General features: G+C 72.6%; 24 protein-coding genes and 1 pseudogene. 19 read left to right on the top strand and 6 right to left on the bottom strand.

Translation table 11 applies throughout. From position 1 onward, the window contains the following. On the bottom strand, positions 1-382 hold a 382-nt coding region (locus D1825_RS09405), incomplete at its 3' end, for a phosphate signaling complex PhoU family protein (protein WP_325051476.1). 197 nt (positions 383-579) lie between these two features. On the opposite strand from D1825_RS09405, the gene D1825_RS09410 reads away from it, so the two are divergent. The 9 genes from D1825_RS09410 to pstB all read left to right on the top strand — a co-directional run bounded on the left by D1825_RS09410 (position 580) and on the right by pstB (position 8,177). Then, positions 580-984, top strand: a complete 405-nt coding sequence (locus D1825_RS09410) for a DUF7144 family membrane protein (RefSeq protein ID WP_118767164.1) — start codon at positions 580-582, stop codon at positions 982-984. Between the two features lie 39 nt (positions 985-1,023). Then, positions 1,024-1,461 carry a DUF6325 family protein gene (locus tag D1825_RS09415; RefSeq protein ID WP_118767165.1) on the top strand — a complete coding sequence of 146 codons (438 nt, stop codon included), beginning with the start codon at positions 1,024-1,026 and terminating at the stop codon, positions 1,459-1,461. A gap of 10 nt (positions 1,462-1,471) precedes the next feature. Then, a complete protein-coding gene (locus D1825_RS09420; RefSeq protein WP_118767166.1) occupies positions 1,472-1,825 on the top strand; it encodes an SHOCT domain-containing protein in 354 nt (117 codons plus the stop codon). Between the two features lie 112 nt (positions 1,826-1,937). Then, positions 1,938-3,146: a sensor histidine kinase gene (locus D1825_RS09425; protein ID WP_118767167.1), complete on the top strand. Its 1,209-nt coding sequence runs from the start codon at positions 1,938-1,940 to the stop codon at positions 3,144-3,146. Then, positions 3,143-3,865, top strand: coding sequence for a response regulator transcription factor (locus D1825_RS09430; RefSeq protein ID WP_118767168.1), 723 nt, complete (start codon positions 3,143-3,145; stop codon positions 3,863-3,865). The genes D1825_RS09425 and D1825_RS09430 overlap by 4 nt, the downstream gene beginning before the upstream one ends. 337 nt (positions 3,866-4,202) lie before the next feature. Then, on the top strand, positions 4,203-5,315 hold the full coding sequence (gene pstS / locus D1825_RS09435; protein WP_118767169.1) for a phosphate ABC transporter substrate-binding protein PstS: 1,113 nt from the start codon (positions 4,203-4,205) through the stop codon (positions 5,313-5,315). 93 nt (positions 5,316-5,408) lie between these two features. After that, entirely contained in the window at positions 5,409-6,431 is a 1,023-nt protein-coding gene (gene pstC, locus D1825_RS09440) for a phosphate ABC transporter permease subunit PstC (RefSeq protein ID WP_118767170.1), read from the top strand. After that, positions 6,431-7,387: a phosphate ABC transporter permease PstA gene (pstA, locus tag D1825_RS09445; RefSeq protein ID WP_118767171.1), complete on the top strand. Its 957-nt coding sequence runs from the start codon at positions 6,431-6,433 to the stop codon at positions 7,385-7,387. Before pstC ends, pstA begins: the two co-directional genes overlap by 1 nt. A 10-nt stretch (positions 7,388-7,397) precedes the next feature. Next, positions 7,398-8,177, top strand: coding sequence for a phosphate ABC transporter ATP-binding protein PstB (pstB, locus tag D1825_RS09450; protein ID WP_118767172.1), 780 nt, complete (start codon positions 7,398-7,400; stop codon positions 8,175-8,177). Between the two features lie 68 nt (positions 8,178-8,245). On the opposite strand, the gene D1825_RS09455 is transcribed toward pstB, so the two are convergent. Then, positions 8,246-8,743, bottom strand: coding sequence for a hypothetical protein (locus D1825_RS09455; protein WP_118767173.1), 498 nt, complete (start codon positions 8,741-8,743; stop codon positions 8,246-8,248). 230 nt (positions 8,744-8,973) lie between these two features. Between D1825_RS09455 and D1825_RS09460 the strand changes: the two genes are divergently transcribed. The 3 genes and pseudogenes from D1825_RS09460 to D1825_RS09470 form a co-directional block, all read left to right on the top strand. Further along, positions 8,974-9,456 carry a CarD family transcriptional regulator gene (locus tag D1825_RS09460; RefSeq protein WP_118767174.1) on the top strand — a complete coding sequence of 161 codons (483 nt, stop codon included), beginning with the start codon at positions 8,974-8,976 and terminating at the stop codon, positions 9,454-9,456. A gap of 85 nt (positions 9,457-9,541) precedes the next feature. Further along, positions 9,542-10,258: a 2-C-methyl-D-erythritol 4-phosphate cytidylyltransferase gene (gene ispD / locus D1825_RS09465; RefSeq protein WP_118767175.1), complete on the top strand. Its 717-nt coding sequence runs from the start codon at positions 9,542-9,544 to the stop codon at positions 10,256-10,258. Between the two features lies 1 nt (position 10,259). Then, a pseudogene (locus D1825_RS09470) lies at positions 10,260-10,676 on the top strand (2-C-methyl-D-erythritol 2,4-cyclodiphosphate synthase); the annotation flags it as partial. Here D1825_RS09470 and D1825_RS09475 read toward each other — a convergent pair. Next, positions 10,598-11,638, bottom strand: a complete 1,041-nt coding sequence (locus D1825_RS09475; protein ID WP_456064390.1) for an EamA family transporter — start codon at positions 11,636-11,638, stop codon at positions 10,598-10,600. The pseudogene D1825_RS09470 and the gene D1825_RS09475 sit on opposite strands and share 79 nt — an antisense overlap. Positions 11,639-11,710: 72 nt before the next feature. Between D1825_RS09475 and D1825_RS09480 the strand changes: the two genes are divergently transcribed. Then, positions 11,711-12,601 carry a LysR family transcriptional regulator gene (locus D1825_RS09480; RefSeq protein WP_118767177.1) on the top strand — a complete coding sequence of 297 codons (891 nt, stop codon included), beginning with the start codon at positions 11,711-11,713 and terminating at the stop codon, positions 12,599-12,601. Positions 12,602-12,623: 22 nt separating this feature from the next. Here the strand turns inward: D1825_RS09480 and D1825_RS09485 are convergent, their stop codons facing one another. Next, positions 12,624-13,568: an NADP-dependent oxidoreductase gene (locus D1825_RS09485; RefSeq protein WP_233549791.1), complete on the bottom strand. Its 945-nt coding sequence runs from the start codon at positions 13,566-13,568 to the stop codon at positions 12,624-12,626. Positions 13,569-13,629: 61 nt separating this feature from the next. Then, positions 13,630-14,967 carry a D-arabinono-1,4-lactone oxidase gene (locus D1825_RS09490; RefSeq protein WP_118767178.1) on the bottom strand — a complete coding sequence of 446 codons (1,338 nt, stop codon included), beginning with the start codon at positions 14,965-14,967 and terminating at the stop codon, positions 13,630-13,632. A gap of 121 nt (positions 14,968-15,088) precedes the next feature. Here D1825_RS09490 and D1825_RS09495 point away from each other — a divergent pair, with 121 nt between their 5' ends. From D1825_RS09495 to D1825_RS09520, 6 genes are all read left to right on the top strand, one after another. Then, complete coding sequence (locus tag D1825_RS09495; RefSeq protein WP_118767179.1) at positions 15,089-15,730, top strand: TetR/AcrR family transcriptional regulator; 642 nt, start codon at positions 15,089-15,091, stop codon at positions 15,728-15,730. Continuing rightward, a complete protein-coding gene (locus tag D1825_RS09500) occupies positions 15,727-16,944 on the top strand; it encodes an MFS transporter (RefSeq protein ID WP_118767180.1) in 1,218 nt (405 codons plus the stop codon). Before D1825_RS09495 ends, D1825_RS09500 begins: the two co-directional genes overlap by 4 nt. Beyond that, complete coding sequence (locus tag D1825_RS09505) at positions 16,941-18,119, top strand: amino acid deaminase/aldolase (RefSeq protein ID WP_118767181.1); 1,179 nt, start codon at positions 16,941-16,943, stop codon at positions 18,117-18,119. The genes D1825_RS09500 and D1825_RS09505 overlap by 4 nt, the downstream gene beginning before the upstream one ends. Before the next feature lie 64 nt (positions 18,120-18,183). Next, positions 18,184-19,608, top strand: a complete 1,425-nt coding sequence (gene cysS / locus D1825_RS09510; RefSeq protein ID WP_118767182.1) for a cysteine--tRNA ligase — start codon at positions 18,184-18,186, stop codon at positions 19,606-19,608. A gap of 63 nt (positions 19,609-19,671) precedes the next feature. Next, on the top strand, positions 19,672-20,658 hold the full coding sequence (gene rlmB, locus D1825_RS09515; protein ID WP_118767183.1) for a 23S rRNA (guanosine(2251)-2'-O)-methyltransferase RlmB: 987 nt from the start codon (positions 19,672-19,674) through the stop codon (positions 20,656-20,658). A gap of 2 nt (positions 20,659-20,660) precedes the next feature. Beyond that, on the top strand, positions 20,661-21,137 hold the full coding sequence (locus D1825_RS09520) for a hypothetical protein (protein WP_138067557.1): 477 nt from the start codon (positions 20,661-20,663) through the stop codon (positions 21,135-21,137). A 6-nt stretch (positions 21,138-21,143) separates the two neighbouring features. Here D1825_RS09520 and D1825_RS09525 read toward each other — a convergent pair whose 3' ends face one another. Then, the gene (locus D1825_RS09525; protein ID WP_118767185.1) at positions 21,144-22,430 is read right to left on the bottom strand and encodes a DUF4032 domain-containing protein; all 1,287 of its coding nucleotides are present in this window, start codon (positions 22,428-22,430) and stop codon (positions 21,144-21,146) included. Between the last annotated feature and the right edge of the window lie 28 nt (positions 22,431-22,458).

The following is a 22,458-nucleotide window of genomic DNA, read 5'->3' on the forward strand; positions in this document are numbered from 1 at the left end:
CCGCGTCGTGCATCTCGGCGAACGTGCCGGACATGCTCTGGGGCACGGCCTGGCGCGGGTAGCGGCCGCGCGCCACCTGGGCGACGTGGCGGGCGAGGTCGCCCATGCGCTCGAGCGAGGCGCTGATGCGCAGCGACGTGACGACGACGCGCAGGTCGGTGGCGACGGGCGCCTGCTGCGCGAGGAGCTGGACGCAGCGCTCGTCGATGTCCGCCTCGATGGCGTCGATCGCCGCGTCGTCGACGATCACGGACTCGGCCAGTGCGAGGTCCGCGGTCAGGAGCGCGATGCCCGCGTTCGTGATGGCGTGCTCGACCAGGCGGCTCATGGCCGCGAGGTCCTCGCCGAGCTGGGTGAGCTCGGCCTCGAAGATGTCCCGCATTGGATCCCTCTCGTGCTGGTGCCGGATGGCGATCGTCAGGTTCGCACCGGCAGGTGAACGGTTGGGCCCCGGCAGGTGAACGCGCGGCGGCGGTTGGATGTGCAGGCCATCATCTGGACGAACGTTGCCCGCACCTGCGGCGATGGGTGCAGACTGACCATCATCGCGCAGGTCCCACCGAGTCGGAGGTCGAGACGATGCCCACGAACAAGGTCACGGCCTGGGTCGGGTGGGTGTGGTTCGCCGCCTTCGCGCTGATCACGGTGGGCCTCTTCAACGTCGTCGCGGGCCTGGTCGCCATCTTCAGCTCGGAGAAGGTGCTCGCCTGGACCAACTCGGGGCTGGCGATCATCGACGTCTCGACGTGGGGCTGGGTGCACCTGATCCTCGGCGCGATCATCACGCTCGTCGGCTTCGTGCTGTTCGGCGGTGAGCCGTGGGTGCGGGCGACCGCGGTCGTGCTCGTGGTCCTCAACCTGGTCGCGCAGTTCGTCTCGCTGCCCGTCACGCCGTGGTGGTCGATCGTGGTCATCGCCCTGGACGTCGTCGTCCTGTGGGCCCTGATCGTGCACGGCGACGAGGTCGAGCGCGCGTCCGCCTGACCCGCCGAGAACTCCATTCCCCAACCGAGGAGAACAGAAGTGGCACCGACATTCGGTCCGGTCGAGCTCATCGCGCTCGCGTTCCCGCACGATCGCATCCCTGACGAGGTCAAGGCGCAGGTCGCCCTCCTCGTCGCCACCGAGCAGGTCCGGATCATCGACCTCGTGGTGGTGCGCCACCCGGACGCCGAGACGCTCGACATCATCGAGCTGGCGGACCTGGGCGGGGAGCTCGAGTTCATCGAGACCGAGCTCGAGGGCACCGGCCTCGCGGGTCAGGAGGACATCGACGCGATCGCCGGTGACCTCGAGATCGGCACGTCCGCGCTGATCCTCGTCATCGAGCACCTCTGGTCGGTCGGGGTCGCTGACGCGATCCGCGCCACCGGCGGGGTGCTCGTCGCCTCCGAGCGGATCCCCGCCGAGGTCGTCGCCGCCGTCGCCGAGCTCGCCGAGCTCGACGCCACCGAGAGCTGAGGAACAGACCATGCCCCCGCTGAGGAGATTCGGCCGCCCCGGCCTGATCGGGACCGCCGCCCGCACCGCCGTGATCGTCGGTACCGCCAACGCCACCACCGGCGCGATGCAGCGCCGCCAGGCCGGCAAGCAGCAGGCCGCCGCCGAGCAGCAGGCCTACGAGGCCCAGGTGCAGCAGCAGCAGTACGAGGAGGCCGCCCGCCAGGCCGCCGCGCAGCAGGCCGCGTACGCGCCGCCCGCCGTGGCCGCCGCGCCCGCGCAGGACGACCTCATGGCCAAGCTCACGCAGCTCGGCCAGCTGCACGCCCAGGGGATCCTCGACGACGCGGAGTTCGCCGCCGCGAAGGCCAAGATCCTGAGCTGACGACCCCGCGCGCCCTCCGGGGTGAACAGCCGGTGAATGCTCGTCGGCGGGTGGCCGACGTGAGGCCCGATCCGTACGGATCGGGCCTCACGTGCGCTCTAGGGTTGGGCTCGTGGACGCGCAGGGCTGGCAGCTCATCGTCGCGGGATGTCTCGGCATCCTCGTCGGCGCCTTCGCCGTCGCCGCGTACTGGCTGAGCCAGCGCGAGCTGCACAGCGTTCCCGAGACGCCGGCGCGTGAGCTCGACGACGGCCTCGTGCGGATGCTCGCGGTCCTGCGGTCGGCGGCCGTGGTGCTCGACGAGGACGAGCGGGTGGTCCGCGCGAGCGCCCCCGCCTACGCGCTCGGCCTGGTCCGCGACGGCGCCGTGGTGCCGCCCGCGATCCGCGAGCTCATCGCCGGGGTTCGCCGCGACGGCGTGATCCGCGACGAGGAGCTCGAGATCCCGCGTGGCCCCCTGGGCGCCGGCACGCTGCTCATGCAGGTGCGCGTCGCGCAGGTCACGCCGGACCACCTCGTCGTGCTCGCCGAGGACCAGACCCAGGCCAAGCGCCTCGAGGCGATCCGCCGCGACTTCGTCGTCAACATCTCCCACGAGCTCAAGACCCCGGTCGGTGCGCTGACGCTGCTGGCCGAGACCGTGCAGGACGCGGCCGACGACCCCGAGGCCGTCCGCCGCTTCGCCGGCCGCATGCAGACCGAGGCCGTCCGGCTGTCCGCGCTGGTGCACGAGATCATCGAGCTGTCCCGCCTGCAGGTGGCCGGCGCGCTCACCGAGCTCGCGACCGTCGAGGTCGACCAGGTCGTGCAGGAGGCCGTCGACCGCGCGCGCACCACCGCGGACGGCAAGCGCGTGCGGCTGAGCGTGGGCGGCCAGCACGGCGTCCAGGTCTTCGGCCAGCACGACCTGCTCGTGACCGCGGTGCGCAACCTCGTCGACAACGCCGTGGCGTACTCGGGCGAGGCGTCGCACGTCGGCGTCGGCGTCCGGCTGCACGGCGACATCGTCGAGATCGCCGTGGTCGACGAAGGAATCGGCATCTCCCCGATCGACCAGGAGCGCGTCTTCGAGCGCTTCTACCGCGTCGACCCGGCCCGCTCGCGCGAGACCGGCGGGACCGGCCTCGGCCTGTCGATCGTCAAGCACGTCGCGGCCGACCACGGCGGCGACGTGACCGTCTGGTCGCAACCTGGCCGCGGTTCCACCTTCACGCTGCGCATCCCCCGCGCGGCTTCCCCCGCTGCATCCGACGCAGCATCCGACGCAGCACCCGACGCAGCACCCGACGAAGGAGCTCACGTGCACAGGAGCGCGTCATGACGCGGATCCTCGTGGTCGAGGACGAGGAGTCCTACCGCGACCCCCTGACCTACCAGCTCGAGCGCGAGGGGTTCGAGGTCGTCGAGGCGGCCACCGGCCCCGACGCCCTCGACCGCTTCAACGAGGGCGGGGTGGACCTGGTCCTGCTCGACCTCATGCTGCCCGGCCTCTCGGGCACCGAGGTCTGCCGGACCATCCGCCTCACGTCGGACGTGCCGGTCATCATGGTCACGGCCAAGGACGACGAGATCGACAAGGTGGTCGGCCTGGAGCTGGGCGCCGACGACTACATCACCAAGCCGTACTCGTCGCGCGAGCTCCTGGCCCGCGTGCGGGCCGTGCTGCGCCGGCGTGCCGTCGTGGCCGTCGCGCCCGGCGGGGGCGAGGTTCCCGAGGTCGACGACGAGGACGATGACCTGCTCGTCGCCGGACCCATCCGGATGGACGTGGAGCGACACACCGTGCGCGTGCACGACCAGCTCGTCTCGTTCCCGCTCAAGGAGTTCGAGCTGCTCGAGCTCCTGCTGCGCAACGCCGGCCGGGTGCTGACCCGCGGGCAGCTCATCGACCGCATCTGGGGCTCGGACTACGTGGGCGACACGAAGACGCTGGACGTGCACGTCAAGCGCGTGCGCGCCAAGGTCGAGCCCGACCCGGCCAACCCGACCCTCCTGGTCACGGTCCGCGGCCTCGGCTACAAGCTCACCCCCGAGGGCTGACCCGGAGCGCAGCGACCGGTGGGCGCGAAGCGTCCGCCGGTCGCGGAGCGCAGGGGCAGCCCGACCACAAGCACCGAGGGCTGATTCACGCCTTCACGCACGTCATCACGCCGATTCCGCATCATCACGGGGCTTGCAACCGCCGTGATGATGCGGACTCGGCGTTCTGATGTGCGGTGGTCGCGCGTCGTCCGTCCTGGACGCGTGCGCAACTGTCGGCCAGCGTTCACCTGCGGTTCAACTTGTACCGACCGGCTGGTCACATCCGCTTCCTAGCGTCCTTCTCGTTGCGCACGATTCCCAGTGCGCACAGATGACGACAGGACGGAATCTCACAGTGAAGCTCTCCCTTCCCAGCCGCGTCGGTGCGGTCGCCCTTGCCGGTGTGCTCGCCCTCTCGCTGACGGCGTGCGGATCGGACGACCCGGTCGGAGACGGTCCCAGCGCGGGCGGCTCGGCCGGCACGACTGACGGCCTGAGCGGCGACCTCAACGGCGTCGGCTCCTCGGCCCAGGAGAAGGCCATGGACGCGTGGCGCGCCGGCTTCCAGACGGCCAACCCCGACGTGACCGTCAACTACGACCCCGCGGGCTCCTCGGCCGGCCGCACCCAGTTCATCGAGGGCGGCATCGACTGGGCCGGCTCCGACTCGGCGCTCAAGCCGGAGGAGCTGACGCAGGCCAAGGAGACGTGCAAGAGCGACGCGATCGACATCCCCGTCTACGTGAGCCCGATCGCGGTCGTGTTCAACCTGGACGGCGTCACGTCGCTCAACCTCTCGGCCGAGACCATCGCCAACATCTTCCAGGGCAAGGTCAAGACCTGGGACGACGCGGCGATCAAGGCCGACAACCCCGACGCGACCCTCCCGTCGACCGCCATCACGCCGGTCCACCGCCAGGACGGCTCGGGCACCACGAAGAACTTCACCGACTACCTCAACAAGGCCGCCAACGGCGCCTGGACCGCTGAGGGTGCTGACGACTGGCCGCTGCAGGGTGGCGAGTCGGGCACCGGCACGTCGGGCCTGATCCAGGCCGTGCAGGGTGGCCAGGGCACGATCGGCTACGCCGACGAGTCGGCCGCCGGCACGCTCGGCAAGGTCAGCATCAAGGTCGGCGACGCCTTCGTCGGCCCGACGGCCGAGGCCGCTGCCCTCGCGGTGGACGCCTCGCCGCGTGACGAGGAGCGCGGCACGAACGACGTCGTCGTGAAGGTGGACCGCACGACGACCGCCGCCGGTGCGTACCCGCTGATCCTGGTCTCCTACGCCGTCGCGTGCAGCACCTACGCGGACGACGCCAAGGCGAACCTGGTCAAGGGCCTGCTCGGCTACATCGTCAGCGCCGAGGGTCAGGCTGCCGCGCAGTCGGCCGCCGGTTCGGCCCCGCTGCCGGAGAAGCTCGCCGCTGACGCGAAGACCGCGGTCGACGCCATCAAGGGCGCCTGACCGCATCATCAGCCGGTGGTCGGCCTGTCCCGGGGGGGACCCGGGCCGACCACCGGCGAACGTCCCCCCCACCCTGATCGACGCAGGAGCATCGTGTCCACCACCAAGAGCCCGCCGGCTCGGAGCTCGACCGCAGGAAGCGGTCCGGAGCCCACCAGCGCTCGCCGCCTCAAGGGCCAACGCCGAGCCGCCGACCGCGGCGCGAGCCGTGTCTTCCGCTGGTTCACCACAGGCGCCGGCGCCCTCATCCTCGTCCTGCTCGCGGCCGTCGCGATCTTCCTCGTCGTCAAGGCGTGGCCTGCGCTGACGACGCCGTACGACGAGCTGGCCGAGCAGGTCGGCCTGCTGCGCAACTCGAGCTCGCTGCTGGACTACGTCGGCCCGCTGATCTTCGGCACGATCCTCGCCGCGGCGCTCGCGCTCGTGATGGCCGTGCCGGTCGCGATCGGCATCGCGCTCTTCATCTCGCACTACGCACCCCGCCGCCTCGCGAACGGCCTCGGCTATGTGATCGACCTGCTGGCCGCCGTGCCGTCGGTCGTCTACGGCCTGTGGGGCGCCCTGGTGCTCTCGCCGCTGGTCCAGCCCGTCTGGGCCTGGCTGAACGCGAACCTCGGCTGGTTCCCGCTGTTCTCCGGCACGGTCTCGCCCACGGCGCGCGTGCTGCTCACGGTCGCGATCGTGCTGGCGGTCATGATCCTGCCGATCATCACCGCCGTCAGCCGCGAGGTGTTCCTCCAGACACCCCGCCTGCACGAGGAGGCCGCTCTGGCCCTCGGCGCGACGCGCTGGGAGATGATCCGCACCGCCGTCCTCCCGTTCGGCCGCTCCGGCGTGATCTCGGCCGCGATGCTCGGCCTGGGCCGCGCGCTCGGCGAGACGATGGCCGTCCTGATGATCCTGTCGCCCGGGTTCCTCTACTCGTTCCGGATCCTCGAGGCCGGACAGCAGCAGTCGATCGCGGCCAACATCGCGGCGCAGTTCCCCGAGGCCAACCCGATGGGCGTCTCGACGCTGATCGCGACCGGCCTGGCGCTGTTCGTCATCACCCTGGTGGTCAACATGGCCGCCCGCGCGATCGTCGCGCGTCGCAAGGACTTCTCGGGAGCCAACTGATGACCACCACCGCTCCCGAGGCGCTGGCCGGCAACGCCGAGCTGCGCACCCTGCTCCAGCAGGTCGACAAGCGCCGGCACCGCAAGGACCGCGTGATGCGCGGCCTGATCGTCGCCGCCTTCCTGCTCGCGGTCCTGCCGCTGGTGTCGGTCGCCTGGACCGTCGTCAAGCACGGCATCGAGCGCTTCAACGTCTACTTCCTCACGCACTCGATGCGCGGTGTGTTCGGCGGCATGGACGCCGGCGGCGTCTACCACGCGATCGTCGGCACGGTGGAGATCACGCTGTTCGCGGCGCTGATCTCGGTACCGATCGGCCTGCTGACCGCCATCTACCTGGTCGAGTACGGCCGCGGCCCCCTGGCCCGCGCGGTGACGTTCTTCGTCGACGTCATGACGGGCATCCCGTCCATCGTCGCCGGTCTGTTCGCGTACGCGCTGTTCGCCGTGATCCTGGGGCCGGGCGTCCGCATGGGCGTGGTCGGCTCCGTGGCGCTCTCGGTGCTGATGATCCCGGTCGTCGTGCGCTCGTCGGAGGAGATGCTGCGGCTCGTCCCCAACGAGCTCCGCGAGGCCGCGCTCGCCCTGGGCGTGCCGCGCTGGCTCGTGGTCATCAAGGTCGTGCTCCGCACCGCGGTCGCGGGCATCGTCACCGGCGTGATGATCGCCGTCTCCCGCGTGATCGGCGAGACCGCCCCGCTGCTCATCACGGTCGGCGTCATCGACTCGATCAACTACAACCTCTTCGACGGTCGCATGATGACCCTGCCGGTGTACGTCTACCGGCAGTTCCAGCAGGGCCTGGTCCCCTGCACGCCCGACCAGGCGAACTGCATCGCGACCGTCGCCTACGACCGGGCCTGGGCCGGAGCGCTGACGCTGATCCTCATCGTCATGCTGCTCAACCTCGTCGCCCGCCTCGTCACCCGCTTCTTCGCTCCCAAGAACCTCGGTTAAGGACCCCCCCATGGCTCAGCGCATCGACGTCAAGGACCTCAACATCTTCTACCGCGACTTCAAGGCGGTCGCGGACATCGAGATGGCCGTCGAGCCCCGCTCGGTGACGGCCTTCATCGGCCCCTCCGGCTGCGGCAAGTCGACCTTCCTGCGGACGCTCAACCGCATGCACGAGGTCATCCCGGGCGCGCACGTCCAGGGCAGCGTCACGATGGACGGCGTGGACCTGTACGGCAACGACATCGACCCCGTGGCCGTGCGCCGCCAGGTCGGCATGGTCTTCCAGCGCCCCAACCCGTTCCCGACGATGTCCATCGCCGAGAACGTGCTCGCCGGCGTCCGCCTCAACAACAAGCGGATCTCCAAGGGCGACGCGCAGGACATGGTCGAGCAGTCGCTGCAGGGCGCCAACCTCTGGAACGAGGTCAAGGACCGCCTCGACCGTCCCGGCTCGGGCCTCTCGGGCGGTCAGCAGCAGCGCCTGTGCATCGCGCGCGCCATCGCGGTCAAGCCGCAGGTGCTGCTCATGGACGAGCCCTGCTCGGCGCTCGACCCGATCTCGACGCTCGCGATCGAGGACCTCATCGCCGAGCTCAAGGCGCAGTACACGATCGTCATCGTGACCCACAACATGCAGCAGGCCGCGCGCGTCTCGGACCGCACGGCGTTCTTCAACCTCGCGGGCACCGGCCAGCCGGGGCGCCTCATCGAGATCGACGACACCGCGACGATCTTCTCCTCGCCGCGCGAGCAGGCCACGGAGGACTACATCTCGGGCCGCTTCGGGTGAGCTGAGCGCACGACGCCGAAGGGCCCCGGACCGTCATGGTCCGGGGCCCTTCGTGCGTGCAGCTGGAGTCAGGAGGCGGGCGGAGTGGGGACCAGCGTCGCGTAGTCGGGCTGGGAGCCGTCGAGGACGGGGATGCCCACGTCCTGGCTGCCCGCGGTGTCCGTGGCGATCGTGGTCGGCAGCACGGCGCCCGGGGGGACCGAGACCGACGTGACGCGCACGTCCGCGCGGCCCTCGGCCGCGGTGCCGTCCAGCAGCACGGTGGACTCGGGCGCGACCTGCACCGTGGCGGTCTGGTCGCCGAACGTCAGCGTGACCGTGCGCGGCTGGGTGCCGTCGTTCGTCAGGCCGCCGAGGAGCAGGCCCTCCGACCCCTTCGCGCTCGAGAGCACGAGCAGGTTCGAGGCGCGCACGTCGCCCAGCGTGGCGCGCACGCCGTCGGACGCGCTGTACTCGTGCTCGGTGGTGATCGGGTTGGTCGCGGAGCAACCAGCCAGCACGACGCCGGCGACGCTCAGCCCCGCGGCGATCAGGAGCCGGCGGGAGCGGGGGCGGGGCGAGGTCACGATGACTCCTCGGGGGCGACGGGACGGCTGGTGCGTCCGGACGTCGGCCCGGGGAGCCGGCGCGGTCGCACCGCAAGACTAGCCGGACCCGCCCCGTGCGCGCGCCGCTGACCCCCTGGCTGGGACGCGCGCGCCAGGGCGTCCTGACCAGCGTCGACGGCGTCCACGCACCGGATTCGGGTGAAATGCGGCGTGATAAGATACGCCTCTGCGAAAGGGGACACCTGCAGATGACTTTCACTGTTGGGGAGACCGTTGTCTACCCGCACCACGGTGCAGCCTTGATCGAAGAGATCAAGACCAGAACCATCCGCGGAGAGGCCAAGCTCTACCTGAAGCTCAAGGTAGCTCAGGGTGATCTGACCATCGAAGTTCCCGCTGAGAACGTCGACCTCGTGGGCGTCCGCGACGTCGTCGGCCAGGAGGGCCTGGACCGCGTGTTCGAGGTCCTGCGGGCGCCGTACACCGAAGAGCCGACCAACTGGTCGCGCCGCTACAAGGCCAACCTCGAGAAGCTCGCCTCCGGCGACGTCATCAAGGTGGCCGAGGTCGTCCGCGACCTCTCGCGTCGTGACGCCGACCGCGGGCTGTCCGCGGGCGAGAAGCGCATGCTCGCCAAGGCCCGCCAGATCCTCGTCTCGGAGCTCGCACTCGCCGAGCACACCGAGGAGGAGAAGGCGGAAGCCATCCTCGACGAGGTCCTCGCGTCCTGACGCGAGCGCACGCCAGCAACGCACACGTGCTCGACCGCACCCCGGTACCCACCGAGGTGCGGTCGACCCGTTTCTGGGGCCGGTCGTGACGACCGCGGCGATCCTCACGGCGGCGGGCAGCGGCTCCCGCCTCGGTCACGCGCTGCCCAAGGCGCTCGTCCCCGTGCTGGGTGAGCCCGTCGTGGTGCACGCCGCGCGCCGGCTGCTGGCCGCCCGCCCCGGGGGAGCGCCCCTGGCTGCGCTGGTCGTGTCCGCGCCGGCCGACCATGTCGACGCGTTCCGGGCTCTGCTGGGCCCCGACGTCGTCGTGGTCCCCGGCGGGCCCACGCGCCAGGCCTCGGTCGCGGCTTCGCTCGCCGCCCTGCCCGACGACGGGATCGACGTGGTGCTCGTGCACGACGCCGCCCGCCCGTTCGCGCCCGCCGACCTGATCGAGCGGGTCGCCGCCGCCGTCCGGGCCGGGCACGACGCCGTGGTCCCCGGGCTCGCCGTGACGGACACCATCAAGCGCGTGGGCGCGGGCGACGACGGCTGGCCCGTCGAGGCGACCGTCGCGCGCGGCGAGCTGCGCGCGGTGCAGACCCCGCAGGGCTTCGCGCGCGCGACCCTCGAGCGCGCGCACGCCGCGGCCGAGCAGGACGCGGGCGACGAGTCCGTGGCCGCTTCCGACGACGCCGGGCTGGTCGAGCGTCTCGGGCTGCCGGTCTGGGTGGTCCCGGGCGACGAGCGTGCTGCGAAGATCACCACGCCGCGAGACCTCGCGGTCGCCGTGCTGCTGGCGACGGACACGAAGGACCTCTGACATGGCCATCCCGCGCACCGGCATCGGCGTCGACGTGCACGCCTACGACGAGCACCCGTCCCCGGAGGCCGTCCTGCACCTCGCGGGGCTCGCCTGGCCCGGCGAGCGGCCCCTGGCGGGGCACTCCGACGCCGACGTCGCCGCGCACGCCGCGGCCGACGCGCTGCTGTCCGCGGCCGGCCTCGGCGACCTCGGCTCGAACTTCGGCACCTCGGAGCCGCAGTGGGCGGGCGCGGCGGGCGCGACGCTGCTCGCCGAGGCGGCCCGGCGGGTCCGCGACGCCGGGTTCGAGATCGGCAACGTCGCGGTCCAGGTGATCGGCAACCGCCCCCGGCTGGGTCAGCGGCGGGCGGAGGCCGAGGCGGCGCTCTCGTCGGCCGCAGGGGCGCCCGTGTCGGTGTCCGCGACCACGACGGACGGGCTCGGGCTCACGGGCCGCGGCGAGGGTGTCGCGGCGATCGCGTCGGCCATCGTCGTCGCGAGCGACTGAGCGCTCGACCGGCGTTTCAGGCTCCCCAGCAGCACGCCGGCGACCACCAGGGCTCCCCACGCGAGCTCGGCGGGCGACGTGCTCTCGCGCAGCAGCAGCCACGACGACGCGATCCCGACGACCGGCACGAGCATCGAGAACGGCGCGACCACGCTCGAGGCGTTGCGGCTCATCAGCGCGGTCCACAGCCCCGAGCCCAGCAGGGTCGCGACGACGGCGGTGAACGCGAGCCCGCCCACGGCCAGCAGGCCCGTGCGGCTGCCGAGGCCGCTGAACGAGTCGGCGATCCGGCGCGGGCCCTCGACGCCGAGCGACAGCGCGAGCATGGGCAGCGGCGGCACGACCGACATCCACAGCAGGAGCCGGAACGACTCCCCGGGCGCCTCGCGCACCGCGAGGCGGTTGCCGAGGTTGCCGAACGCCCAGCCGAGCCCGCCGCACAGCGTGAGCAGCACCGGCACGAGGGTCGCGCCGCCGTCGACGCCCGCCCGGTGCAGCGCGATGCCCGCGAGGCCGGTGACCGCGACGAGCACGCCGAGCCCCTGGCGGGCCGTGAGCCGCTCGCGCAGCAGCGCGGCCGCGAGCACCACGGTGAACGGCGCCGACGACTGCAGGACCAGCGAGGCGAGCCCGGTGGGCATGCCCGCGGACATCGCCCAGTAGAGGAACACGAACTGCAGGACCCCGAAGCCGAACCCGTACAGCAGCAGCCACCGCCACGGCACCGCGGGCCGGCGGACAACCAGCACGGTCGGCAGCGCGATGAGGGCGAACCGCAGCGCGACGAGGAAGAACGGCGGGAACTGCTCGAGCGAGAGGTGGATCGCCGGGAAGTTGAGCCCCCAGCACACGGCGACGAGCATGGCGAGCAGGCGGTCGTGGCGGTTCACGCACCGAGCATCGCCCCGCTCGACGTTCCAGCACCATCGAAATGTCGTGCACCGACGATGTAGCGTGGCTGCATGGATCCCCGGGCGCTCGAGACGTTGCGCGCCGTCCGCACCCAGGGCGGCGTGACGGCCGCGGCCGACGTGCTGCACCTGACGCCGTCAGCCGTCTCCCAGCAGGTCGCCGTGCTCGCGCGGGACGTCGGCGTCGCCCTCACCGAGCGCGTGGGGCGCGGGCTGCGGCTCACGCCGGCGGGGGAGGCACTCGCCGACGCAGCGCTCGACGTGGCGGTCGCTCTCGAGCGCGCGCAGGCGGCGTGCGACGGGTTCCTCGCCGCGCCGCGCGGGACGGTGCGCGTGAGCGCGTTCGCCAGCGCCGCGCAGCTGTTCCTGCCGCGCCTGCTGAGCCGGGTGCCGCACGGCGTGGACGTCGAGTGCGCCGACGAGGACGTCGCTCAGGCGGACTTCGTCGGGCTGACCGACCGGATCGACATCGTCGTCGCGCACCGTCCGGATGGCGCGGGGTCCTGGGGCGATCGGGTCCGCGTGGTCCCGCTGCTGCGCGAGCCGCTCGACGTGGCCGTCCCGACCGGTCACCGCCTGGCCGGGCAGGAGACCGTGCACCCGGCCGAGCTCGCGGGCGAGGCGTGGATCTCGGTGCGGGAGGGCTTCCCGATCTCGACGGTGCTCGCGGCGGTCGCCGCGGCCTCCGGGACCGAGCCGCGGATCGTGCACCGGATCAACGACTTCCACGTCGCCTCGTCGCTCGTCGCCGCCGGGCACGGGGTCTCGCTGCTCCCGCGCCACTCCCACGGGGGCGGTGAGGGCGTGCGGCTGCTGCCGCTCACCGGCGTGCGCGCGGGCCGGCGCATCGACGCGCTGCTCCGGCCCGACCGGGCCGAGCGGCTCGTCGTGCGCAGCGTGCTGGACGAGCTCTGCGCGCTCGCCGCGGAGATCGACGGCTGAGGTCGTGTCAGGGCGGTAGCACTCAGGGCAGCAGCACGAGCTTGCCGCCCGGGTGCCCGCCGCGGCCCTCGCGGTGCGCGTCGGCGACCTGGTCGAGCGGGTAGGTGCGCGCGACGCGGACGTCGAGCACGCCGTCCGCCGCGAGGTCGACGAGCTGGGCGCGCGCGGCCTCGCGCACGGCCGTGCCCGGGTCCGCGCCGGGTCCGCCGCCGAGCAGCTGGATGCCGAGCGACGGGCCGCGCCCGAAGCCCGCGATCGAGATGACGCGGGACCGGTCGGCGACGAGCTCGACGGAGGTGTCGAGCGCCTCGTCGGTGCCGACCGTGTCGATCGCGACCGTGACGGGCGAGGGTGCGACCGCGCGCACGCGCTCGGCGAGTCCGGGGCCGTACTCCACGGGGATCGCGCCGAGCGCCCGCAGGTCGTCGTGCGCGTGCGGCGACGCGGTGGCGATCACGGCCGCCCCCCGCAGCTCGGCGAGCTGGACGACCATGCGGCCCACCCCGCCGGACCCGCCGTGCACGAGCACGACGTCGCCCCGGTGCACGTTGGCGGCCGTGAGCGTGTGCACGGCCGTGGCGCCGGTCAGCATCAGGCCCGACGCGGGGGCCCAGCCGAGCTCGGCGGGCCGGCGGACGGTGACCTGCTCGGAGACCTCGAGCCGGTCGGCGTAGCCGCCGTGCACACGCCAGGCGATGACCTCGTCGCCCTCGGAGAGCCAGCGCACGGACGGGCCGACGGCGCTGACGACGCCGGCGACCTCGAAGCCGAGGCGCAGCGGGAGGCGCGAACGGTCCGTCCCCGGCCCGTCCGCGTAGGTCTTCCAGTCGATCGGGTTGATGCCTGCGGCTCTGACGTCGACGATCACGTTGCCCGGCCCGGGCTCGACGGGGGGGACGTCGATGAGCTGAAGGACCTCGGGACCACCGAAGGCGGTGGCCACCACGACGCGGGTGCTCGCTGTCACCCGCACAGAGTGCACCGGGCGTCTGTGAGACGCCAGGGCAACGAATGGGTTCGGTGACCAATCACCCGTGCGAGTGACGGTCCCCGAACACGTGGTCGGTGTACGGGTTGCCGAAGACGCCGTCGGGGTCGACCTGCGCGCGCACGCGCTGCGCGTCAGCGAACCGGGGGTAGAGCTGGCCGAAGCGCTCGGCGTCGAGCCAGTGCATCTTTCCCCAGTGCGGGCGGCCGTCGACCTGGCCCATGATCTGCTCGACCGCGTCGAAGTAGCGCTTGAACGGCATCTTCACGTACTGGTGCGCGGCGACGTAGGCGGTCTCGCGGCCGTGCGCGGTGGACAGCCACAGGTCGTCGGCCGCCGCGAAGCGCACCTCGAGCGGGAACGGCACGTGCTCGCCCGACGAGCGCAGCCAGGACTCGATCTCCGCGAGCACACCCGGAAGCTCCGCACGGGGGACCGCGTACTCCATCTCGCGGAACACGATCCGGCGCGGGGAGATGAACACCTCGGCGGACGGCGCGATGAACCGGCGGGCGCTGAGCGCGCGCGCGGCGACGGCGTTGATGCGCGGCGTCACGGGCGGCACGAGCGTCGCGAGGCGGTTGGTCAGCCCGAACAGGCCGTTGGAGAGCAGCTCGTCGTCGACCCACGCGCGCACGCGGTTGAGCTCGGCGACCTCGCCGTCGGCCACCCGGTTGTTGCGCTTGGTCAGCGCGCGGCGCGTGTGGGGGAACCAGTAGAACTCGAAGTGGTCGTTGTCGTCGACGAGGCCGTCGAGCTCGACCAGCACGTCGTCGAGCGCCCACGGCTCCTCGACCGCCTCGAGGCGGAACGCGGGGACGACCTCGATCGTCACGGCGGCGAGGATCCCCACCGAGCCGAGGCCGAGCCGGGCGAGCTCGAACAGCTCGGGACGCTCGTCGCGCGAGAGGTCGAGAACTTCACCCGCTGCCGTGACCAGCCGGACGCCGACGACCTGCGTCGCGAGGCCGCCCAGACGGGCGCCGGTGCCGTGCGTGCCGGTCGAGATCGCACCCGCGACGGTCTGCTTGTCGATGTCCCCGAGGTTGCGCATCGCGAGCCCGTGCGCGGCCAGCAGGGCGTTGAGCGCATACAGGTGCATGCCCGCGCCGACGGTCACGTGGGCCGTGCCGTCGTCGAAGCGCTCGATGCTCTCGAGGCCGGTCAGGTGGTCCAGGTGCAGGTGGACGCCCTCGGTGACCGCGGCGGGGGTGAACGAGTGGCCACCGCCGACGGCCCGTACGCGGCGCCCGTCGGCCGCGGCGCGCGCGACCGTCGCGGACAATTCCTGCAGGTCACGCGGCGTGTCGCTACGGTATGGAGTGGCAGCAGCAGTGCGTGCCCAGTTGCGCCAGGTCGCGCGCTGCGTGTGTGCCATGAGAACAGACATTGACCTGGGCGGTTGTCCAAGTCAAGTCGAGGACGTGCTTCACTTGGGCGTGATCGCAGGGGCGCGTGCCCGGTAATCGGGGCCGGTGCACGTGAGGGAGGGGACCCGCATGAATCGCATGCCCGTTGCCGAGCGTCGCGAGCAGCTCGTCGAGGCCGCCCTGGCCGTCGCGAGCCGCGACGGGATCGAGGCCGCCACCGTGCGCGCCGTGGCGGCCGAGGCGGGTGTCTCGCTCGGCGTCGTCCACTACTGCTTCCAGGACAAGGACGAGCTCCTGCGCGCCATGGCGCACGCCATCACGGAGCGCAACGCTGTCCAGGGTCTCGACCAGATCCCCGCCGGCTTGCCGGTGGAGACCGTGCTCGAGGCCGCGATCGGCGCGCTGTGGGCGTCGATCACCGGCACGCGCGGCTCGCAGCTGCTGAGCTACGAGCTCACCACGTCCTCGTTGCGTCACCCCGAGCTCAACCAGGTCGCCGCCGAGCAGTACCGCGGTCAGTGGACCACGGCGCAGCAGGTCCTCGAGGTCGTCGGGCGGGCCGGGAACGTGCGGTGGCTCGTGCCGACCGAGGAGCTCGCGCGCGTCGTCGTCGCGGTCGTCGACGGCTACTCGCTCGCGTGGCTCGTCGACGACAACGCCGAGGCCGCCCTGCGCGGCCTGCAGGGCTTCGGCACCTACCTCGCCACGCTCACGGTCCCCGTCGAGGGACTGTCGGACGACGCCGTGCTGCCCGTCCCGGCCGGCGCGTGAGCGTCGACACCCGCGCGCGGGTCGCGACCAGCGGCGCCTTCGCCGCGCAGGGCTTCGCGCTCATGCTGCTGCTGACCAACCTCGTCAGCGTGCAGGAGCGGTACGGGGTCGACGAGGACACGATCTCGACCGCCATCCTCGGCGTCCTGCTCGCCGCGGCGCTCGGCACCTGGATCGCCGACCGGGTCGCCCGCTCCCGCGGGGGCAGTCGCGTCGCGCTCGCGGCAGGTCTCGCGCTCATCGCCGTGTTCGTGCCGGTCATCGCGATCGCGCCCACGTTCCCGCTCGGGGTGGCCGCGTTCGCGCTGTACGGCGTCGCGCTCGGGATGGTCGACGCGTCCACCAACATGCAGGCCGTCGCGGTCCAGCGCGCGTACGGCCGGCCCCTGCTGTCCAGCTTCTACGCCGCGTGGTCGGTCGGCGGCATCGCCGCGGCGCTGCTCTCGGCGGTCGACGGCGACCGCCTCGCGATCGAGCCGGTCACCCTGATCTTCCTGGCCGCGACCCCGGTCGCCGCCCTGGCTGCGGTGCTCGTCGCGCGCAACGGCCGCCGCTCGCACGACGCCGCACCAGTCGCGGTCGACGACACCCCGGGCTCGCACGTGCCGTGGCGCTCGGTGGGCGTGCTCGCGGTCGCGGTCGTGGCCTACTTCGCGATTGACAACGGCACGCAGTCCTGGAGCACGACGTACCTGGAGAAGACGCTCGACGCGGCCTCGTGGATGGCTCCGCTGGGTGCCGCCGCGTACCTCGGCACGACGCTGCTCTCGCGCCTCGTCGGTGACGCCGCGGTGCTGCGGTGGGGCCGGGTTCGCGTCGTGCGCGCCGCGTCGCTCGTCGGCGCCGCGGGCTTCACCGTGGTCGTCGTCGCGCCCGTGCCGTTCGTCGCCATCGCCGGCTTCGCCCTCGCGGGTGCGGGTCTCGGCCTGATCGCGCCGCTGTGCTTCGCGACCGCCGGTGTCCTGGCGCCCGAGCACGCCGACGCGGTCGTCGCGCGGCTCAACGTCTTCAACTACGTCGGCACGCTGCTCGGTGCCGTCCTGCTCCCGGTGATCGGCACGGCGACGAGCTTCCGCCTCGCGTTCGTCCTGCCGATCCTGCTCGCCCTGGTCGTCGCCTCGATCGCCGGCGGCTTCGCCGGGCGGACGGGCACACCCACCCCTGTATCCGACCGTGCACCCGACCCGGCACCGCGCAAGGAGATCCCCGCATGACCCTCGGAGCCCGTCTCGACGCCGCCACCGGCCACCTGCCGGCCCCGCTCGCCGTGGTCGACCTCGACGCGCTCGAGGCCAACGCGGACGACCTGGTGCGTCGCGCAGGCGGTATGCCGATCCGGGTCGCGAGCAAGTCGGTCCGCGTGCGCGAGGTGCTCACGCGCGTGCTGGCCCGCCCCGGCTTCGCGGGCGTGATGGGCTACTCGCTGCGCGAGGCGCTCTGGCTCGTCTCGCAGGGCGTCGACGACGTCCTGCTCGGGTACCCGACCGTGGACACCGCCGCGCTCGACGACCTGGCGCGCGACCCGCGGGCCGCCGCGGCCGTGACGCTCATGGTCGACGACCTCGCCCAGGTGGACCTCGCCGCGAAGGCCGCAGCCGCGCACAGCGTGACGCTGCGCGTGTGCCTCGACATCGACGCGTCGCTGCAGATCGGGCGCGGCCGGTTCCGCGCGCACCTCGGCGTGCGCCGCTCGCCGATCCACACCGCGGAGCAGGCGGGCGAGCTGGCGGCCGCGATCGTGCAGCGCGACGGGATCGACGTGCGCGGCGTGATGTTCTACGAGGCGCAGGTCGCCGGGCTGCCCGACTCCTCTCCCGCGGTCCGCCTCGTCAAGAAGCTCTCGATCGCGGACCTGGCCACGCGACGCTCGGCGGTCGTCGCCGCGGTCGCCGCGGCCATCGGCCATCCGCTCGAGCTGGTGAACTCCGGAGGCTCGGGCTCGATCCAGACCAGCGCGCAGGCCGCCTCGGTCACCGAGGTCACGGCCGGCTCGGGCCTGTTCGTGCCCACGCTGTTCGACTCCTACCGCTCGTTCGAGCCGCGCCCGGCCGCGTTCTTCGGGCTCGACGTCGTCCGCATCCCCGCCCCCGGCTACGCCACGGCGTTCGGCGGCGGCTACATCGCGTCGGGTCCGGCGACGAAGTCGCGCCAGCCGCGGCCGGTGTGGCCGGCCGGGCTCACGCTCACGGACCGGGAGGGCGCGGGCGAGGTCCAGACGCCCCTGCTGGTGCCGCGCGGCGGCGACGTGCGGGTCGGCGACCGGGTCTGGTTCCGGCACGCCAAGTCGGGCGAGGTCATGGAGCGCTTCTCGACCGTGCACCTGGTGCGCGGCGAGGCCGTCGAGGCCAGCGTGCCGACCTACCGCGGCGAGGGCGGCACGTTCGGCTGATCCGCCCGCGCCTCTCGTGCGCGCGTGCGCGGGCGCTGACCAGCGCGGCCGGTAACCTTGCCCGGTGACCCTGCGCCTGTTCGACTCCGCCACCCGCCAGGTGAGCGACTTCGTCCCGCTCGTCGCGGGCGAGGTCGGCATCTACCTGTGCGGCGCCACGGTCCAGGCGCCCCCGCACATCGGGCACATGCGCTCGAGCGTCGCGTTCGACGTGCTGGTCCGTTGGCTGCGCCGTACCGGCCACCGCGTGACACTGGTCCGCAACGTCACGGACATCGACGACAAGATCCTGGCCAAGGCCGCCGACGCGGGCGAGCAGTGGTGGGCCTGGGCCGCGATCAACGAGCGCGCGTTCACCGCCGCGTACGACGTGCTCGGCGTCCTGCCGCCGTCCTACGAGCCGCGCGCCACCGGGCACATCCCCGGCATGGTCGAGCTCATGGAGCGCCTCGTCGAGCGCGGCCACGCCTACGCGCTGGACTCGGGTGACGTGTACTTCGACGTCGCCTCGTTCGCCGAGTACGGCGCGCTGACCAACCAGCGTGTCGAGGACATGGTCCCCGCCCCGGACAGCGCCCCCGCCGGCGACGACAAGCGCGACGAGCGCGACTTCGCGCTGTGGAAGGCGCCCAAGGCGGGCGAGCCCGAGACCGCGTCCTGGGACACCCCGTTCGGCCGCGGTCGGCCGGGCTGGCACCTCGAGTGCTCGGCGATGGCGCTGCGCTACCTGGGCGAGTCCTTCGACATCCACGGCGGCGGCCTCGACCTGCGCTTCCCGCACCACGAGAACGAGCAGGCGCAGTCCCGCGCGGCCGGCTACGGGTTCGCGCGGCACTGGCTGCACAACGGCTGGGTCACGCAGAGCGGCGCCAAGATGAGCAAGTCGCTCGGCAACGGGCTGCTCGTCACGACCGTGCTGGCCAACGTCCGGCCCGCGGTGCTCCGGTACGCGATGACCGCCGTGCAGTACCGCTCGATGCTCGAGTGGACCGACGCGACGCTCGCCGAGGCCGAGACCACCTGGGACCGCCTCGCGGGGTTCGTCGAGCGGGCCGTGGAGAAGGTCGGAGCGGCCGACGACGACGAGGTCGCGAAGGTCGAGCTGCCCGCGGAGTTCGTCGCTGCGATGGACGACGACCTCAACGTGCCGGCCGCCCTCGCGGTGGTGTTCGAGCACCTGCGGGCCGGCAACTCCGCGCTCGCGGCGGGCGACCTGGACGGGGCGCGTTCGGCGATGGTCGTCCTGCGTGCCATGCTCGACGTGCTCGGTCTCGACCCGGGCAGCGTCCAGTGGCGCTCGAAGGGCGCCGACGAGCGGTACGCCAGCGCCCTCGAGGCGGTCGTGGCCGCCGAGCTCGAGGCACGGGCCGCGGCCCGCGCTGCACGCGACTTCGCCACCTCGGACGCGATCCGGGACCGCCTCGCGGCGGCCGGCATCGTGGTCGAGGACTCGCCGACCGGCGCACGCTGGTCGCTCGCCACACCCTGATCTCTGGCTCCGCACGCGCGGGGCGACGCATCACCTCACACGTAGAACGAAGGAAGTCATCTCATGGCCGGCAACTCCCAGCGCCGAGGCGCCACCCGCAAGGCGGGCACCAAGAAGGGCGCCAAGGTCGGCACGGGCGGTCACGGCCGCAAGTCGCTCGAGGGCAAGGGCCCGACGCCCAAGGCCGAGGAGCGCACGTACCACAAGGCCTACAAGAAGCCGGTCTCGGCCGAGAAGAGCGCGACCTCCGGGCGTCCCGCGTCGGGCTCGTCGCGCAGCGCCTCGGGCAGCCGCGGCGGGCGTGGCTCGTCGACCCACGAGATCGTCTCCGGGCGCAACTCCGTGGTCGAGGCCCTGCGCGCCGGCATCCCCGTCTCGACGGTGTACCTGGCGTCCAAGCTCGAGGCCGACGACCGCACGCGCGAGATCATCTCCGCCGCGGGGAACGAGGGCTACCCGCTGCTCGAGGTCAGCCGCGCCGAGCTCGACCGCCTCACCGACGGCTCGGTGCACCAGGGCGTGGCCATCCAGGTGCCGCCGTACGCCTACGCCGACGACGAGGACCTGCTCGACATCGCCGAGAGCCTCGGCCAGGCGCCGCTCATCGTCGCGCTCGACGGCGTGACCGACCCCCGCAACCTGGGCGCCGTGCTGCGCTCCGCGGGCGCGTTCGGAGCGCACGGCGTGCTCGTCCCCGAGCGCCGCGCCGCGGGCGTGACCGCCTCCGCGTGGAAGGTCTCGGCCGGCGCCGCGGCTCGCGTGCCGGTGGCTCGCGTGACCAACCTGACCCGCACGCTGCAGGCGTACAAGCAGGCCGGCGCCTTCGTCGTCGGGCTCGACGGCGGCGGTGATGTCGCGATCGCCGACCTGCCGTACGCGACCGACCCGCTCGTGCTCGTCGTCGGCTCCGAGGGCAAGGGCCTGTCGCGCCTGGTCCGCGAGCAGTGCGACGCGATCGCGTCGATCCCGATCGCCTCGGCCGTCGAGTCGCTCAACGCCGGTGTGGCGGCGGGCATCGCGCTGTACGAGGTCAGCCGGCAGCGCGCCTGAGCGTGGGTACGGGGGACACTCCCACGGCGCGACAAGCAGCCGCGGCGCTCGCCGTCGGCCTGCTCGTCTCGGCGGGAGTCTGGGCCAGCGGCGGAGCCGATCGACCGTGGTCGTTGTCTGTTCCGCTCGCCGTCCTGGGCTGGTTCGGCGCGATGTCGCTGCTGGGCGGGCTCGTGGGACTGATCGCGATCGCGTGCGTGCGGCTCCGTTGGTGGACGCCTCGGCCCGAGGTGCTCTACCGCGTGGAGGCCAGCCGGCTCCGGCAGGTCCGCGCTCGTCGCCGGGAGTACGTGCTCGGCGAGCTCGGCATCACGGGCGACGCAGCTCGCAGTGCGATCGACGAGCGCCTGGACGACTACCGGAGCAGGCCGATCGCGCGGCACGACGCTCAGATCGTCGCCTGGATCGTGCGGCGGTGCGGTGGGCAGGCGCGAGCTGTGCCGGACGCCGAGCCTTCGAGCGAGTTCACCCCCGCCTGACCCCGGTCAGCCGATGATCTGGTCCTCGTCGAAGATCGGCATCTGCGCGGTCTCACGGATGTCGCCGGCCTGGACACCGAGGATCGACTGCTCGTCGGGCCGGTTGGGCAGGATGTCCTTCACGTAGCTCTTCGCGGCCTCCTTCATCGGGACGTCGCGGTTCTGCTGCTCCGAGAGGTACCAGCGGTGGTCGAGGAGCTCGTGGAAGATCTGCGCGGGCTCGAGCTTGCCGCGCAGCTCGCGCGGGACGCGGCGGACCGCTGGCTCGAACACGCCCGTGAGCCAGTCGTGCGCGACGAAGGACTCGTCCTCGGCCTGCCGGTCGGTCGCGGCGCGGTACTCGTCGAGGTCGTTGAGCAGGCGGCGGGCCTGGTTCTCGCCCACGTCGAGGCCGGTCAGGCGCATGAGCCGGCGCGAGTGGTGGCCTGCGTCGACGACCTTGGGCTGGATGCGCACGGTCGTGCCGTCGACGTCGGTGGTGATGTCGAGCTCGCCGACGTCGAAGCCCAGGTCGTTGAGGCGGTCGATGCGGGCCTGGACGCGCCAGCGGTCGCCGTAGCCAAACGACTCGACCTCGGTCAGCGCGCGCCACAGGTCCGTGTACCGCTCGGCCAGGGCGTTGCCGATCGCGACCGCGTCGACGTCGGCCTCGAGGAACTCGCCGGCCTGCAGGTCCATGAGCTCGCCGATGATGTTCACGCGCGCGACCTCGAGGTCGTAGGCGCGCTGCCCCTCGGACAGCTTGTCGTGCAGGTCGCCCGTCTCGGCGTCGACGAGGTAGGCCTCGAACGTCTCGGCGTCGCGGCGGAACAGCGTGTTCGAGAGCGACACGTCGCCCCAGTAGAAGCCCGCCAGGTGCAGGCGGACGAGCAGCACGGCGAGCGCGTCGATGAGGCGCGTGGCCGTGTCCGGGCGCAGCGACTGGCTGAACAGCGCCCGGTAGGGCAGCGAGAACTGCAGGTGCTTGGTGATGAGCACGGCCTCGAGCGGCTCGCCCTCGGGGCTCCGCCGCCCGGTGATGACGCCGACGGGCTCGACCGACGGGACGTCGAGGCGGTCGAGCTGCCGCAGCAGCTCGTACTCGCGGTACGCGACGGTCTCGCCGATCTCCTTGATGGCGACCACCCGGCCGGACAGGCGCGCGAACCGCACGATGTGGCGGCTGATGCCGCGGGGGAGCGCGGCCAGCGTCTCGGCCGGCCACTCCTCGAGCGGGATGTGCCAGGGCAGGTCCAGCAGTGCAGGGTCCGGCCGCGCTGCCGTGATCTGCAACCGCTGGGGGGTGGGGGTCATGAGGTCATCCTCGCAGGCCCGTCTGACG

This window comes from Cellulomonas rhizosphaerae, from assembly GCF_003470205.1.
Taxonomy (GTDB): Bacteria; Actinomycetota; Actinomycetes; order Actinomycetales; family Cellulomonadaceae; genus Cellulomonas; species Cellulomonas rhizosphaerae.

Bases quoted from the DNA above. Each gene is read 5' to 3' on its own strand.
- D1825_RS09430 (WP_118767168.1), top strand. From the start codon at position 3,143: ATGACGCGGATCCTCGTGGTCGAGGACGAGGAGTCCTACCGCGACCCC.
- pstB (WP_118767172.1), top strand. From the start codon at position 7,398: ATGGCTCAGCGCATCGACGTCAAGGACCTCAACATCTTCTACCGCGAC.
- D1825_RS09495 (WP_118767179.1), top strand. From the start codon at position 15,089: ATGAATCGCATGCCCGTTGCCGAGCGTCGCGAGCAGCTCGTCGAGGCC.
- D1825_RS09490 (WP_118767178.1), bottom strand. From the start codon at position 14,967: ATGGCACACACGCAGCGCGCGACCTGGCGCAACTGGGCACGCACTGCT.
- D1825_RS09525 (WP_118767185.1), bottom strand. From the start codon at position 22,430: ATGACCCCCACCCCCCAGCGGTTGCAGATCACGGCAGCGCGGCCGGAC.
- D1825_RS09505 (WP_118767181.1), top strand. From the start codon at position 16,941: ATGACCCTCGGAGCCCGTCTCGACGCCGCCACCGGCCACCTGCCGGCC.
- D1825_RS09480 (WP_118767177.1), top strand. From the start codon at position 11,711: ATGGATCCCCGGGCGCTCGAGACGTTGCGCGCCGTCCGCACCCAGGGC.
- D1825_RS09420 (WP_118767166.1), top strand. From the start codon at position 1,472: ATGCCCCCGCTGAGGAGATTCGGCCGCCCCGGCCTGATCGGGACCGCC.
- D1825_RS09410 (WP_118767164.1), top strand. From the start codon at position 580: ATGCCCACGAACAAGGTCACGGCCTGGGTCGGGTGGGTGTGGTTCGCC.
- rlmB (WP_118767183.1), top strand. From the start codon at position 19,672: ATGGCCGGCAACTCCCAGCGCCGAGGCGCCACCCGCAAGGCGGGCACC.
- pstA (WP_118767171.1), top strand. From the start codon at position 6,431: ATGACCACCACCGCTCCCGAGGCGCTGGCCGGCAACGCCGAGCTGCGC.
- D1825_RS09460 (WP_118767174.1), top strand. From the start codon at position 8,974: ATGACTTTCACTGTTGGGGAGACCGTTGTCTACCCGCACCACGGTGCA.